The following is a 14612-nucleotide window of genomic DNA, read 5'->3' on the forward strand; positions in this document are numbered from 1 at the left end:
TAGGCCGCTGCCTATGGGGATATGTTTGTTTATGATGGAGTTGATTCAAACTTATGCGATAGAATATGATCTCTTGCCGCATAAGCTTTCCGTTTGACCTCTTCTAGGTTCACACCGACAAGCTTTCCGTTTCGTTTCACTGCTTTTCCAGCCACATAGACAGAATCAACATTTGAAGGATGTGCCGTTTGGACAACTGCTCCAGCCGGATCTGTCATCGGCAGAAGATTCATGCTTGTCCGGTCGATCAGGATGAAATCAGCTTCTTTTCCAGGTGTGAGCGAGCCAATTTTATGATCAAGCTGTAATGCACGAGCTCCATTGATCGTCGCAGCTTCAAGCATTTGATGAGCAGAAATCCCAAGTTCAGGTCCTGGCATAATGCCCTCCATCAGCAATGATTGATTTTGGAGCGCGCGCTCTGCCTGAAGTCCAAATTTCATTTGAGCAAACAAATCACCGCCTGTCGCTGTGACCACGTCTACACCGAGTGTTGGAAGAACACCTTGTTCGATCGCAAGTCCTGTGACAGGATAACCGTGACCCATCATCATCTCAATTTCAGGTGTAATGGATATGGAGCTTCCGCTGTCTGCCAGCATCTTCATTTGATCCGCATCGATTGCATTGATATGCACCATGTTGAGATCAGGTCCAAGTAATCCCGCTTTGTGAAGTCGCTCAATTGAACGATCCTCCGCTCCCCAGTTCCCAAAGCCAATATGCATACTGCATAAAGCATCTAGAGACCGGGCTGTTTCAATTTCAAATACTGAAGTTTCCCATGAAGAAAACTCTGGTCCACGAATAGCAAGCCCCATCGTCAAAAGCTGATCTGATGATTGAAAATGCGCTTTTTTCACGCGTGCTGCGTCCTCCATATTGGTGAGCGTGCTCTCCCTATCCCAATACTCAGCATCTCCAGAGGAACCGAAAGCAAAAACAGCTCGAATGCCCGCATCTTTCAAACCTCCGATGAGTTCTTCTGTATGATCCATTGAATTGATCATCGTCCAGTCTAGAAATGTGGTCACTCCTGCATCTAATGCCTCTAATGCCCCTAAATAATTTGCGATTCGATCATCGGATGGGCGTCTCATCGCACCATAGTTTCCATAATAGATTTTGCTCAAATATGTCTGCAACGACCAATCTGTGCCTATGCCTCTGATAACAGACTGCCACACATGGCGATGTGTATCCACAAGCCCTGGCATGATCACCATATCGGACGCATCGACGATGTCAGCATCATTTGCTTCAATGAAAGGTCCGACCTCTAAAATGTGTGTCCCTTCAATTAATAAATCTCCTTTTTCTAAAAAACCTAAAGTTGGATCAAGTGTTAAAAGCGCTGCATCTTTAAACAATGTTTTCTTCATCCATATCCCCCTTTTCAAATGACGAGGAAGAGTTCTCCCACCCTCACTGTTATTTTAAAACATAAAAGGATTGAATTAGAAGAAAAGTGACTTCGCTAACTATTTTATGAGCTGATTTTTCTGAAATAGTTGTAGATACGTTTTAATTTGACCTCATGTTTTCCTTTTGGGCTTTCCATCATGCCGAACTCAAAGAACTTCACAGGTTTGATTCCGACATAGTGTAAAAGGGCTCGTTTCATTAAGATCTTGTGTGCATTTTGCAAAAAGAACAAAGGGTAGTTGGTTGGCCCTTGCATCGTCGATACACAAACAGCACTTTTTCCTTTTAACAGTCCTTCTGGAAACAGCCCGCCTGTTTGACGATAAGCAAAATTCGCAGCAAACATGCGGTCAATAAAGCCAAGCAGCATGGCTGGAGGTCTTCCCCACCAAATAGGATATACGAACACGATTTTGTCCGCCCATTTGATCTTCTCCTGATACATCCGAATGTCAGGGTCTTTATGCATGTCACGCCTTTTTTTCTCTTTATTAAAAATCAGCACAGGATCAAATTCTTCTTTGTATAAATCGATGATTTTCACTTCATGAACTAGTGGATTTTCTTCACTGCCTTTCATGATTTCTTTTAAAAAAGCACCATTTAAACTATTGTGATGGGGGTGAGTATAAATAATGAGTACATTCATGTATGATCTCCTTTTATTATCATTTGATAACCAAATGATATACCTCCGTTAAATAGTTGTCAAATGATAATTGTTTTTTGATAATAATTTTGGTATGTTACGTAGGAGGTGATAAACATGAAACATCCCCATTTCTTCAAGGAATTCGTAGCATTTGCTTCTACTTTTTCAGAACTAAAACATGACCTGATGAACAAAGTCAAACCAGCTAGCTTAACGACCTTACAATACTTAATACTAGAGCAACTAGCTGTCAGCGAGCCGCTTACGCCTAGTGAAATTGCCGACTGTCAGCACATGTCTCTTCCGAATGTCAGCAGAGAACTTAAAAAACTGCACGAGAAACAATTCATTGATAGAGAAGAAGACCGTGATGACAAACGAAAACATGTCATTATGCTGTCTGACAAAGGCCGTGCCTGTATGAACGAAGCCTTTCAGCATATCGAAGGGATGCTATTAGACAGCCTAACTTCCTCGGATATAGAACAAATGGATGATATCGTACAAGCTTTCCGTCTTTTAAATCAAACGATTTTCAAAAAATAACCTAAAAAGGCATGAGCGATACGCTCATGCAAAGGTGGCTAAACGTCAAAATACAAAAAAGCGCGGGCTCTCATCTACCCAAACGCTTCTCGCTTTTTTCTCTATGTACTTTTATACAATCAATTGATAGGCAATGTATAACGCGACAAGCCAGATCATGACCGCTGAAGCTTTATTGATACGGTTCATCCACTTACCGTTTGTATCTAACTTCCCTAGCATTTTCCCTAAAAGAGTGAGCCCAATAAACCATAACCAGGACACGATGATACAAGCAAGTGTAAATGCCCATTTTTCTGCCCCGTTATATTGAAGCGAATTTGTTCCAATCACACCAATGGTATCGAGAATGGCGTGGGGATTTAAAAGTGAAACTGAACAGGCAAAGACAATTTGTTTTCTCGCAGGCATGAATTCCTGCTTCTCTTTAGCATCTGCTGATGAGCTTGTGTTCCACACGGACCATCCCATATAAACTAAAAAACAAAACCCAATGATATAAAGACACATTTGCAGTACAGGAATGGTGAACACCACAACAGAAACACCAATGACAGCTAATGCAATTAATAGTGTATCACAAAGAGCAGCAGTGATAACGACAGGTAAAGCCTGATATAATCGCGGCTGAAGCGCTCCTTGCTGAAACACAAATACATTTTGTGCGCCCAATGGTAAGATGAGGCCAAAAGCAAGCACGATTCCATGAATGATGGCAATGAACATCTTCTAACATTCTCCTTTTCCAGCAATTTCTTCACATTTTAACATAAAACATCATGATCGCTTCCAGCAGATTTGATTTTCCATAAAAAAAGCGCTGGATGCTTTCATCCAAACGCTTTTCGTTTATTCATCAAGATCCTTTTCGTGCAAGTTCTCTTTCTCTCAGCTCGACACGGCGAATTTTCGCTGACGGTGTTTTTGGCAGCTCGTCGATAAATTCGATTTCTCTTGGGTATTTGTAAGGTGCTGTTGTGTTTTTCACATGCGTTTGCAGCTCTTTGATTAGCTCGTCACTTTGTGCAGTTCCATCACGTAGGACGACATATGCTTTGACGATTGATCCTCTGATTTCATCAGGGCTAGCCACGACCGCACATTCTTTGACTGCTGCGTGTTTGATCAGTGCATCTTCTACTTCAAACGGTCCAATGGTATAGCCTGAGCTGACGATGATATCATCTCTACGGCTTTCAAACCAGAAGTACCCATCTTCGTCTTTTTTCGCGCGGTCACCCGTAATAAAGTAATTCCCGCGGCGCTGCGCCTTTGTACGCTCTTCATCTTTGTAGTATTCCTTAAATAAAGCCGGCGTTTCAAGATGAACCGCAATATCACCAATTTCTCCAGGAGCGCATACGCTGCCGTCCTCATCAATGATCTCGACTTCGTTTCCAGGTGTTGGTTTTCCCATACTACCAGGCTTGATGTCCATTCCTTTTAGCACCCCTACGAGCAGTGTGCTTTCTGTTTGGCCATAGCCATCTCGTACTTCTATATCGAAATGCTTTTTGAATGTATCAATGACTTCACGGTTCAGTGGCTCTCCCGCAGAAACGGCACTATGCAGCTTTGGAAGCTCGTACTGACTTAAGTCATCTACTTTCGCCATAAATCGGTATTCTGTCGGCGTACAGCATAGGACATTGATTTCATTTTTTTGAAGCAGCTCTAAGTACGTATTTGGATTGAATTTTCCTCCGTATACAAAGCCTTCTGCGCCACTTCCTAACACAGATAAGAGTGGGCTCCACACCCATTTTTGCCAGCCTGGTCCTGCTGTCGCCCATACTTTATCTCCTTCATTAATGGAGAGCCATGCTTTGGCAGCGGTGCGTAAATGTGCATATGCCCAGCCATGTGTATGAACAACCCCTTTTGGGTTGCCTGTTGTACCAGATGTATAGGATAAGAACGCCATGTCTGTGCGTGTTGTTGGAGCCATTGGAAGCTCGCTTGATTGGTGATCCTTTTCCGCAAGAATATTTGTCCAGCCATGATCGTTTTCACCGATTGAGAATGTTTTAAAATCGTTTGGCTGATTGGTTCCGTCGAACGATTGAATGAATGAAGAGTAAACGATCGCTCCCTTTGCTTCTGCATGTTCAATTCGGTAATCTAAATCTTTTGCACGCAGCATTTCTGAACAAGGAATGACGACCATTCCTGTTTTCAAGATCGCTAAATAAATGCTGTATGCCTCTAGCATGCGCGGCACCATCACAATGATTTTATCGCCTTTTTTAAAGCCTGCATTTAATAATACATGACCAATTTTATTTGCTTCTTCCACTAAAGATGCATACGTCACATGTGCTTCGTAGCCATTTCCATCCTGCCAGTGCAGGGCCTTTTTCTCCTTGTCATGACTGAACGCTTCAATCTCACTGACTAAGTTATATTGTTCTGGTGCAATTAAGTCTTCTCTTTTCATGGTACAGCTCCTTTTAGCCTCTTTCTCTGAAACGAAACATGTTTCAATTTACCTATTCTAACATTCATAACTGAAAAATGCTTGAATTAGGACCTACTCCTAGTATTATGCCATAATTTTTTCATTCCGTCTTCTTTTTTGTAAATATTCAAACTATTTTTATGTACAAAAAGAAAAGAGCGGGAATGATCCCGCTCCTAAGCCATAGCTTTTTAATTGTGTGTCTTAGAAAGATCCGCCACCCATATGTTGTTGAGCGTAAGATACAAGACGTTTAGTGATTTCTCCACCAACTGATCCGTTAGCGCGAGCTGTTGTTTCTGGTCCAAGGTTTACACCAAATTCTGAAGCGATTTCATACTTCATTTGGTCGATCGCTTGTGCAGCGCCTGGAACGACTAATTGATTAGAACTGCTTTGTCTGTTTTGTTGAGCCATGTGTTCTCACCTCCTTGTGAATATAGAATGTGTAGAAACACATGACTTCATGCGATTGATTTTATGGTAATTATTATGAAATTTTTATTTTAGAATAAATCAGCGAATTCGTCTGCCGTTTTCTTCTCATTTGTGACGATGATCGTTTCGATTTGATCCACTGCCTCATCAAGCATTGGCTCGAAATCAGCAAAGCTTTCGTAGCGTTCTACTTTCTCAAGCTTTGGTTTTGTTTTAGGAGACGGCGGCGTAAAGATCGTACAGCAATCCTCGAAAGGTTGAATACTTGTATCGTATGTGCCAATTCGTCTCGCTTCTTCAATAATGTCATTCTTATCAACCGCAATAAGCGGGCGAATGATTGGTGTATTGGTTACATGGTTAATGGCATACATGCTTTCAAGTGTCTGACTTGCGACTTGTCCAAGGCTTTCACCGGTAATAATCGCAAGAGCATCACGCTTCTCTCTTATTTTATCTGCGATTTTCAGCATCATTCTTCTTGTTGATGTCATCGTATAGTTTTCAGGTACTTGTTTGTGAATCAGCTCTTGAATTTTTGTGAAAGGTACGATGTGAAGCTTCACTTCGCCCCCATATGCAGCTAAGCATTCTGTAAGATCAATGACCTTTTGTTTGGCACGTTCACTTGTATATGGGGGACTAAAGAAATGGACGGCCTCAATTTGAATTCCGCGTTTCATCGCTTGGTAGCCGGCAACTGGGCTGTCAAAGCCGCCTGAAAGCATGAGCATCGCTCTTCCGCTTGAACCCACTGGCAGTCCGCCTGCACCCTTGACATCTTTAAATGTAATGTATGTCGCATGTTCTCTTATTTCAATGCGCAAATGTACATCCGGCTGTTTGACATTGACCGTTAAGTTTTCCGTATTCTTCAGCACATGTCCGCCAATTTCCCGGTTCATTTCATTTGAATCAAGTTCAAATTGCTTATAAGAGCGTTTCGTTGAGACCTTAAATGTATTTCCTTGTTCATATACTTCCTGTACCGCTGTGAGTGCCGCTTCTTTGATGGCATCGAGGTTTGTCTCACATTTCACTGCCAGACTAAAGCTCTGAATGCCAAATACACCTTTAAGCTGTTCTGAAATCGGTTCAGGGTCTTCACCGTTCAGCATGATCGTGATGCGGTCTCTGTCAGATGCATACTTTAATGCTTCAAAGTCTTTTAATACAAACCGGATATGCTGCCTTAGTTTTTCAATAAATTTCTTTCTATTTTTTCCTTTTGTTGAAATTTCACCAAAACGGACTAAAATATGATCATATTTCATGCTGTTATCTCATTCCTTTTAATTTTTTCACACTTTGTGCGATCGATGTGATGATTTGCGGCGCTAGTTCGGGTCCTTGTCCATACGTCAAACTGATTCTCATACTGCTTTTTGCCACTTCTTCCGGCCTCCCCATCGCTAGGAGAACTTGGCTTGGCTCTTTTTTCTTGGCTGAACAGGCAGATGTTGTCGAAACATACATGCCTTCTTTTTCAAGCATATGAAGAAGGACCTCAATTTGAATACCTGGTACTGAAAAATTCACAATGTGCGGCGCACTTTGCGTCAGCGGTGTGTTGATGACAATACCTTCTATTTCTCCAAGCTGCTTTTGCAGCTGCGTTTTTAAGTTTAACATTTCATCATGATGTTTTTTTTGCAGCTCGAATGATTGTTTCATGGCTTTTGCTAAGCTGACAGCACCAGCAGGGTTTTCGGTACCTGAACGTAGGCCTAATTCCTGCTCTCCTCCTGTGATAAAAGGGGCAAGCACTACACCTTTCTTTAAAAAGAGCGCTCCTGTGCCTTTTAAGCCATGAATTTTATGGCCAGATATCGTCAAAAGATCCACATCCAGTTGTTTATTAAATGCTACTCTGCACATTCCCTGCACCCCGTCGACATGAAATAGGGCATTTTCAGCATGCTCACGAATCATGCCAGCAGCTTCTTCAATTGGCTGGGTGGCACCCGTTTCGTTATTGACGTGCATCATGCTGACAAGCACTGTATCAGGGCGAAGCACTTCTTTTAAATGATTCATATCTGCATGGCCATGCTCATTTACTTGAATATAGGAGATGTCAAAACCAAATAAAGCCTTCAGCTGTTCAAACGATTCGATGACAGACGGGTGTTCAATTGCTGTTGTCACAATATGTTTCCCCCGATTCATTTTGGCGAGAGCTGCTCCTTTAATGGCGATGTTATTTGCTTCTGTTGCACCAGAAGTAAAAATAACCTCATATTGTTTCAAACCTGTATAGTGAAGGATTTGTTTTCTCGTTTCACTTAGCAAGCGGCTCGCATCAATTCCAAGCTGATGTAGCGAAGACGGATTCCCAAAAAAACGTTCATTCACTTGCTGATATACTTGTAAAACCTCAGGGTACGGTTTTGTTGTTGCACTATTATCGAGATAAATCATACTTGGACTCCTTACAAAAAGCTTTAAAAATAAATGCATTTATATGTTACCATAATGAAGTCAGACAGAGAATTTTCTGAAAATGGCAGTTGACAACTTTTCATTTTCACTATATCATGCATAGTGCAATTGGCACATAAACACCTAAATTGTCAGAATATTTAAATTTAGCACATTACATTGGATAAGGAGGAACTATTTTGAAAAATAGTTTAAGTATAAAAGAGACATTAGCCATTGGTTTAATGCTTTTTGCATTATTCTTTGGCGCAGGAAATATGATTTTCCCGCCTGTCCTTGGACAATATGCAGGTGAGAATGTTTGGCTTGCTATCGGTGGATTTTTACTCACAGGAGTTGGTCTTCCGCTTCTAGGAGTTATTGCTATCGCCCTTACAGGTACCGGTGCGAAAGGCCTTGCGGATAAAGCCCATCCTATATTTGGAACCATTTTCACTGTCATTCTGTATTTATCCATAGGACCATTTTTTGCTATCCCGCGAACAGGTACGGTTTCTTACGAGATTGGTTTAGCACCGTTTCTATCTGAAACACAAACCTCTTCATGGGTACCGCTTTTCTTATTCACCCTTGTGTTTTTCACGATTACGTATCTGCTCGCTTTGAACCCTTCAAAGCTTGTTGATCGAATCGGCAAAGTGTTGACACCTATCTTATTAACGGTCATTGCAATTATTGTATTTAAAGCCATAGCTACACCGATGGGAATAATCGGTGCGCCTGATGCGACTTATAAAGCAAACCCTCTCTTCACTGGGTTTTTAGAGGGCTATAAAACAATGGATGCTCTCGCTTCTCTCGTATTTGGAATCGTTGTTGTGACAGCTGTTAAAGAAAGAGGCATCACAGAGCGCAAATCTCTTGCGGCGGCCTGTATAAAAGCTGGCCTTGTTGCAGCAGCTGGACTAGCACTAGTGTATATCTCGCTTGCTTATGTCGGTGCTTCAAGTCCTGATACAACCGGAATGGTTGGGGCAAATGAAGGCGGCAAACTGCTTTCACTATCAGCAAACTTTTTATTTGGTTCTGCTGGTAACATTGTCCTTGGTGTAGCCATTTTATTTGCTTGTCTCACAACAAGTGTTGGGCTTGTCTCATCATGCGGCGAATATTTTTCTAAGCTTTTCCCAGCACTTTCTTATCGCACAGTCGTACTCATTGTTTCTTTATTTAGCACATTGGTTGCAAACCTTGGACTGGCACAAATCATCTCTCTATCGGTCCCTGTACTCGTAGCGATATATCCACTGGCAATTGTCATTATTTTATTGTCATTCCTTGACCGCTGGATTAACGGTAGACGAGTGATTTATGTAGTATCCCTCATCTTTACTGGTTTCTTTGCCATCATTGATGGATTATTAGCTGCCAAAATCAATCTCGGTGGGTTGCCTGCCTTCTTAGATGCATTCATTCCATTTTACGATTTGGGCATTGGATGGGTCGTACCAGCAATTATCGGCGCAGGTATTGGCGTACTCATCTCTATGTTGACTAGCCCGCCTAAACAGCTCGCATCATAATCATGCTTCAAGCATCCCCTTCCAAAGATGAAGGGGATGTTTTTTTATTGTCCTCCATATACTAAAATAGAAAAATTCATGACTTTTGTACGAAAACACATGTTGACATCAGACGCACATCCTTTATAATTAGTGAATGTTAATGAAGAACGGTTTTAGCAACTAATTAACAGAATATTTCAACATAATATTGGAGGCTTTATATTCAATGAAGGCAACATTGTCGACGAAAGATACAGTTATTATCGGTTTTATGTTATTTGCTCTATTCTTCGGCGCCGGAAATATGATTTATCCACCAGAACTTGGGCAATATGCTGGCACAAATGTATGGAAAGCAATGGGCGGATTTTTATTAACAGGTGTCGGTTTACCTCTTCTAGGGATTATTGCGATCGCTTTAACAGGTCGAGATGCGAAAGGATTAGCTGATAAAGCTCACCCAGCTTTTGGAACAGCGTTTACCGTCATTTTATATTTATCTATTGGGCCGCTTTTCGCTATTCCTCGAACAGGAACGGTTTCATATGAAATTGGTGCATTACCCTTTTTAGCAGGTGTACCAGCTTGGCTCTCCCTTCTTTTATTCACACTTGTCTTTTTTGGTATTACGTATTATCTTGCTCTAAATCCAACGAAGATTGTAGATCGTGTAGGGAAAGTGTTAACACCGATTAAATTTACGATCATTCTTATTATTATTGTCAAAGCCATTTTAACGCCGATGGGCGTCATTGGCACACCTGATGTATCCTATAGCAACGGATCATTTTTCAAAGGATTTTTAGAGGGCTATAAAACAATGGATGCTCTTGCCTCAATTGTGTTTGGGGTTGTTGTCATCAACGCCATTAAAGGACGCGGTGTGACAAGTAAAAAGGCACTGACCTCTGCTTGTATCAAAGCAGGTTTAATTGCAGCTTGCGGATTAACGTTTGTTTATCTATCTCTTGCTTATTTAGGCGCTTCAAGTACACACGCCATTGGTTTTGTTGGAGATGGCAGTAAAATCTTGGCTCAGTCTTCTCAATTCCTATTTGGCAGCTTAGGAAATATTGTGTTGGGTGCTGCGATTACGGTTGCTTGTTTAACAACAAGTATCGGCCTCGTTACATCATGCGGAGAGTATTTCTCGAAGTTACTACCTAAGCTTTCGTATAAAATGGTCGTTACACTCGTGACATTATTCAGTTTTATCATTTCGAATTTTGGACTTGCTCATATTATCGCTTTCTCTGTACCAGTTTTAACTGCGATTTATCCGCTAGCGATTGTGATCATTGTTTTGTCACTTGCTGATAAGTGGCTTGGACATAGAAGACCTGTATATGCTCTCTCTTTAATTTTAACAGGCTGCGTTAGCTTATTTGACGGCTTAGCAGCAGCGAAACTTCCAATCGATCCAATAAAAGACGTCTTCCAATCAATACTGCCTTTATATGACCTTGGCATAGGCTGGATTGTCCCTGCAATACTTGGAATCGTGATCGGATTTGTAATCTCTCTTTTCACTTCTTCTGCTTCAGAAGAGCGTCAAAAACAAGCGTCATAATATAAAAAAGCTGAAGTCCATTGATAGGACTTCAGCTTTTTTATTGATGCTGATACTCTTTTTCTTGCTGAGCTAACAGCTTTTGAACAGCTCCGGGTGATGCTTTTTCAACAGCCGCTGCTGCTATATCAAATGATCCGTTGTAATCATAGGCGTAAAATCTTCGTTCAGCCTCTTTCAATTGTTCTGAAAGAATGTGGTTTTGACTTCTAAAGCGATTGCCATATTGAATGATTCGTTCAATTTGATCCACTTTACCAAGTATTTCTTCTGTCTCATCCACAACATTTTTGACTGTGTCAGAAGCATCTTTTAATTGCTGATTTACAGCCGGCATGTTGAGTGGCAGGTTTTCCAGCTGCTCGTGCACTTGATGAATCATCTCCTGCGCTTTTTCAGCCCGCTCTTTCATCTCAGCAGGTACACCTGGAATATTGCTTTTATGCAGCTGGCGTACTGTATCTGTCAGCATGGTTTTGAGCTCAGTCAGTGTTTCTCTCGCTTGTAATTCTTCTTTTCTTAATGATTGGAGATGACCTTTAAATGTGTCATGCAATGCTTTTGCATCCTCGATAAAGGTGTCCAGCTGATTGATTTCATCCATTAATAATGAATATGCCACGTGATCACGATCAAGCTTCTCACGGATTTGTTTCATCAGCTTTTCAATTTCTTCTAAACGTTTTTCAAATGCCTTCTGTTGATCGAGTTCTCCTGCTGTCAGCTTGTAGCTTTCTTTCACAAGAGCCGTTTCTGCCTTTGTTTGTGTGTGATCTTGCTCGAGCTTTTCGAATGCTTCTGTGAGCTCAGGCATTCTGCTTTTAATTTCCTGACCTGCCTCTACTTCCGCCTCTAGCTGATCATACAGCGTCTCAATCGCATCATCAATCATTTGCAGAATGCTTGATGCCTCTTCTAAATTGAGTTCATCAATGAGCAATTTTTCCGCTCTCGCAAGCTGTTTGTTTAAAGTCTCCAGCTCTTTCGTGATCTGGATGTGCTCCAGCTTGTAGCCTTTTTCCGACATTTCTTGATATCCGTCTTTCAGCTTCGTCAGCTGACCTGGTACGGTTTGTTTGCAGTCTGCAATAAGCTTTGGTACATCATTGATATATAGTTGAAGCTGGTCGAGTCTGCGGTCTTGCTCAAGCAAAATCTTTCTTGCTTTCATGTAGTTTCCGTTTTCTGTTTCTTCCTCGTACTGCTTGATCCCTTCCCAGGCCTCATCTAAGTCCTGCTCCATTTTGTCATAAAGGGTGCCATACAAATGGCTGTACGCAAGCAGATTTTTTCGAACCGTTTGATATTGCTCTTTGACCTTTTCAATGTCCTTGCGATTTTGCTCCTCGCTTGTGACAAGGTCTGCAATTTCTTTTAAAATGTCTTCAATGTTCGAATCAGCAGCACTCAGCAAATCCTCAATATGCGTTAGAACCTGCTTGGCTTTGGAGAATCGATATTTATCAGAATACTCTTCTGCGTCATATAATAGCTCCTCTACCTTTGGAAGATGGGCTGTGACGATATCGTCCCACTCTGCACGCCATCTTTCAAAAAACTGCTCTGTTTCTCCGGTCATTTTTAAGTGTTTGATTTTTGAAATTTCTTCTACAATTGATCTGTTTAAAATTTCAATTTTCCATGCTTCCAATCGGTCAATCTCTTTATATATATTTTTTCTGAGGAAATAACCGACTGAAAACAAAGCAAGCAAAATGACAATTAAACCGATGATAAACTCCATAATGAGCCCCCTTGTTGTGATCTAAGTGATGTCAGGGTAAAAGTGTCCCGAGTAGACCTGAGAACCCTTTCGTGTCCGCTTTGCATTTGTCTTTTTATAAACAGGATCGTATGTTTTCCAATACCATCCATTCACGGTTGTAAGTATGTTTTTCAAGAAAGTATTTGAGCGCTTTCTATCATTTGATCACACGTATCCATGTGACCTGCTTTTATGTATGCGGAAGCTGTCGTTTTCATTGTTATTATGATACCATGTAACCAGCATTTTTGGTCATGATTTTTCATTATTTTCGCTGATAAACATGACGTTTTTCAAAATATCGACAAGAGGTGACGACATGCTGAAGCAAGATGCACATCTACATACACCGTTTTGCCCTCACGGCTCGCTTGATTCTTTTCATTCTTATATTGAAAAAGCCATCAAAAAGGGATTTGATTCCATAACCTTTACCGAGCATGCCCCTCTGCCTCCATCGTTTCAAGATCCAACACCAGAGCAGGATAGTGCCATGAAGCTCCAAGAACTTGACTCGTATATAACGAAATTGGATCAGTTGAAACAGGAATACAAAGGCCAATTAATAGTAAAAACTGGGCTTGAGGTTGACTATATCAAAGAGTATGAAGAGGAAACAAGTGCCTTTTTAGACTGCTATGGTCCAGAATTAGACGATAGCATTTTATCTGTTCACTTTCTTCCTGCTGGCGATGATTATATTTGCCTTGATTTTGACGAGCATGCCTTCCAGCAGCTAATAAGCCTCTATGGCAGCATCGAACAGGTCTATCAAAGCTACTATGACCAAATTCATTCTTCTATTCTATCATCTTTAGGTCGCTATAAGCCAAATAGAATCGGTCATATCACCCTTGTGCAGAAATTCAAACAGCTTTTCCCATTTGAGATGACTTCTGCACTTTGTCAAAAGGTCACCCTTTGTCTTGAAGAAACGGCAAAAAAAGGCATGTCCTTAGATTTTAATACATCAGGTCTTCGTAAAACATATGCCAGAAGTATCTATTTAGATCAATGGATGATTGATCTTGCAAAACAGAAAAAAATTCCGCTCATTTTTGGGTCTGATGCCCATCAAGCGGAAGATCTCGGATATGCTTATGATCAATTCGAAGACATCATGAGTTTTAAATGAGAATCTAATGCCGGCTTTTTTGGTTCTAGTAAATGATGAAGCGAGCGGCTCAGTTCTTTAAAATACGTTTGATAGAAATAAGGCTCATTTGGATTTAAATAAAGCACCTCTGTTAAATATTGCGGCTGTAAATAGGGCATCATGAGTAGTGATTTCAGCTGAATCATAAAAGAGGAGATGGAGAGCTGCTCACAAATCACATGGGTGCTTTTTCCTTTTTCAATGATGAGCTGAAACAAATATTTTTCTTTCGTTAAATAGGTCGACATAATTTCTCTAATGAGCGTCGAATCAATCGTTACCTCTCGATAAACGAAACGGGTTAATTGACGGTGCTCGTGCTGATAAGATAAAATATCAAAAACCACATGTAGTAAGCATTCTTTTGCATGACGAGTTTCCATGTGATGGATATGTGATTCAATCATGTGAATATAGCCTTCATAAAAATCGGATACGAGCTGCTCAAGCAGCCCTCCTTTTCCTTGAAAGTAATAAGAAATGTGGGCAACATTGACGTTTGCTTCCTTCGCAATCTCACGGACAGAGGTTCCAGAAAATCCTTTTTGGTTAAAAAGTCTGATGGCAGCTTCAATAATACGGTCTTTTGTTTGCACGGTTGTTGATGCTTTCATCCGCTCACCCCTCTTCATGTGTACATACTTCAAGATGAAGG

At 41.0% G+C, this 14612-nt stretch carries 13 protein-coding genes; 4 read left to right on the forward strand and 9 right to left on the reverse strand.

The genetic code is table 11. The features are described from left to right. Nucleotides 1–29: 29 nt before the first annotated feature. Entirely contained in the window at nt 30–1382 is a 1353-nt protein-coding gene (locus MKZ05_RS13240) for an amidohydrolase family protein (protein WP_321999459.1), read from the reverse strand. A gap of 104 nt (nt 1383–1486) precedes the next feature. Beyond that, nucleotides 1487–2074, reverse strand: a complete 588-nt coding sequence (locus MKZ05_RS13245; RefSeq protein WP_003216455.1) for an NAD(P)H-dependent oxidoreductase — start codon at nt 2072–2074, stop codon at nt 1487–1489. Nucleotides 2075–2191: 117 nt separating this feature from the next. Between MKZ05_RS13245 and MKZ05_RS13250 the strand changes: the two genes are divergently transcribed. Continuing rightward, a complete protein-coding gene (locus MKZ05_RS13250) occupies nt 2192–2623 on the forward strand; it encodes a MarR family transcriptional regulator (protein ID WP_212046213.1) in 432 nt (143 codons plus the stop codon). A 111-nt stretch (nt 2624–2734) separates the two neighbouring features. Here the strand turns inward: MKZ05_RS13250 and MKZ05_RS13255 are convergent, their stop codons facing one another. The 5 genes from MKZ05_RS13255 to MKZ05_RS13275 all read right to left on the reverse strand — a co-directional run bounded on the left by MKZ05_RS13255 (nt 2735) and on the right by MKZ05_RS13275 (nt 7940). After that, nucleotides 2735–3349: a LysE/ArgO family amino acid transporter gene (locus tag MKZ05_RS13255; protein WP_212046214.1), complete on the reverse strand. Its 615-nt coding sequence runs from the start codon at nt 3347–3349 to the stop codon at nt 2735–2737. 130 nt (nt 3350–3479) lie between these two features. Next, entirely contained in the window at nt 3480–5060 is a 1581-nt protein-coding gene (locus tag MKZ05_RS13260) for an acyl--CoA ligase (protein WP_003216281.1), read from the reverse strand. A 225-nt stretch (nt 5061–5285) separates the two neighbouring features. Next, nucleotides 5286–5498 carry an alpha/beta-type small acid-soluble spore protein gene (locus MKZ05_RS13265; protein WP_003216385.1) on the reverse strand — a complete coding sequence of 71 codons (213 nt, stop codon included), beginning with the start codon at nt 5496–5498 and terminating at the stop codon, nt 5286–5288. Nucleotides 5499–5587: 89 nt separating this feature from the next. Then, complete coding sequence (gene thiI / locus MKZ05_RS13270) at nt 5588–6793, reverse strand: tRNA uracil 4-sulfurtransferase ThiI (protein ID WP_050943563.1); 1206 nt, start codon at nt 6791–6793, stop codon at nt 5588–5590. A gap of 4 nt (nt 6794–6797) precedes the next feature. Continuing rightward, complete coding sequence (locus MKZ05_RS13275) at nt 6798–7940, reverse strand: cysteine desulfurase family protein (RefSeq protein ID WP_339160337.1); 1143 nt, start codon at nt 7938–7940, stop codon at nt 6798–6800. Nucleotides 7941–8140: 200 nt separating this feature from the next. Here MKZ05_RS13275 and brnQ (MKZ05_RS13280) point away from each other — a divergent pair, with 200 nt between their 5' ends. Continuing rightward, nucleotides 8141–9484, forward strand: coding sequence for a branched-chain amino acid transport system II carrier protein (gene brnQ, locus MKZ05_RS13280; RefSeq protein ID WP_050943561.1), 1344 nt, complete (start codon nt 8141–8143; stop codon nt 9482–9484). Nucleotides 9485–9692: 208 nt separating this feature from the next. Beyond that, the gene (gene brnQ, locus MKZ05_RS13285) at nt 9693–11036 is read left to right on the forward strand and encodes a branched-chain amino acid transport system II carrier protein (protein ID WP_003216733.1); all 1344 of its coding nucleotides are present in this window, start codon (nt 9693–9695) and stop codon (nt 11034–11036) included. 40 nt (nt 11037–11076) lie between these two features. Here the strand turns inward: brnQ (MKZ05_RS13285) and ezrA are convergent, their stop codons facing one another. Further along, a complete protein-coding gene (gene ezrA, locus MKZ05_RS13290) occupies nt 11077–12780 on the reverse strand; it encodes a septation ring formation regulator EzrA (RefSeq protein ID WP_106033049.1) in 1704 nt (567 codons plus the stop codon). A 340-nt stretch (nt 12781–13120) separates the two neighbouring features. On the opposite strand from ezrA, the gene hisJ reads away from it, so the two are divergent. Beyond that, a complete protein-coding gene (hisJ, locus tag MKZ05_RS13295; protein ID WP_106035227.1) occupies nt 13121–13936 on the forward strand; it encodes a histidinol-phosphatase HisJ in 816 nt (271 codons plus the stop codon). Here the strand turns inward: hisJ and refZ are convergent. Continuing rightward, nucleotides 13906–14571: a forespore capture DNA-binding protein RefZ gene (refZ, locus tag MKZ05_RS13300; RefSeq protein ID WP_050943558.1), complete on the reverse strand. Its 666-nt coding sequence runs from the start codon at nt 14569–14571 to the stop codon at nt 13906–13908. The genes hisJ and refZ overlap by 31 nt on opposite strands. Nucleotides 14572–14612 lie beyond the last annotated feature (41 nt).

The organism is Bacillus sp. FSL M8-0277 (assembly GCF_037975305.1).
Lineage (GTDB): Bacteria > Bacillota > Bacilli > Bacillales > Bacillaceae > Bacillus > Bacillus pumilus.

What these genes read in the sequence shown, in the direction of transcription:
- MKZ05_RS13250 (WP_212046213.1), top strand. Translation starts at nt 2,192, where the DNA reads ATGAAACATCCCCATTTCTTCAAGGAATTCGTAGCATTTGCTTCTACT.
- thiI (WP_050943563.1), bottom strand. Translation starts at nt 6,793, where the DNA reads ATGAAATATGATCATATTTTAGTCCGTTTTGGTGAAATTTCAACAAAA.
- MKZ05_RS13245 (WP_003216455.1), bottom strand. Translation starts at nt 2,074, where the DNA reads ATGAATGTACTCATTATTTATACTCACCCCCATCACAATAGTTTAAAT.
- hisJ (WP_106035227.1), top strand. Translation starts at nt 13,121, where the DNA reads ATGCTGAAGCAAGATGCACATCTACATACACCGTTTTGCCCTCACGGC.
- ezrA (WP_106033049.1), bottom strand. Translation starts at nt 12,780, where the DNA reads ATGGAGTTTATCATCGGTTTAATTGTCATTTTGCTTGCTTTGTTTTCA.
- MKZ05_RS13265 (WP_003216385.1), bottom strand. Translation starts at nt 5,498, where the DNA reads ATGGCTCAACAAAACAGACAAAGCAGTTCTAATCAATTAGTCGTTCCA.
- MKZ05_RS13275 (WP_339160337.1), bottom strand. Translation starts at nt 7,940, where the DNA reads ATGATTTATCTCGATAATAGTGCAACAACAAAACCGTACCCTGAGGTT.
- MKZ05_RS13260 (WP_003216281.1), bottom strand. Translation starts at nt 5,060, where the DNA reads ATGAAAAGAGAAGACTTAATTGCACCAGAACAATATAACTTAGTCAGT.
- MKZ05_RS13255 (WP_212046214.1), bottom strand. Translation starts at nt 3,349, where the DNA reads ATGTTCATTGCCATCATTCATGGAATCGTGCTTGCTTTTGGCCTCATC.
- refZ (WP_050943558.1), bottom strand. Translation starts at nt 14,571, where the DNA reads ATGAAAGCATCAACAACCGTGCAAACAAAAGACCGTATTATTGAAGCT.
- MKZ05_RS13240 (WP_321999459.1), bottom strand. Translation starts at nt 1,382, where the DNA reads ATGAAGAAAACATTGTTTAAAGATGCAGCGCTTTTAACACTTGATCCA.
- brnQ (WP_003216733.1), top strand. Translation starts at nt 9,693, where the DNA reads ATGAAGGCAACATTGTCGACGAAAGATACAGTTATTATCGGTTTTATG.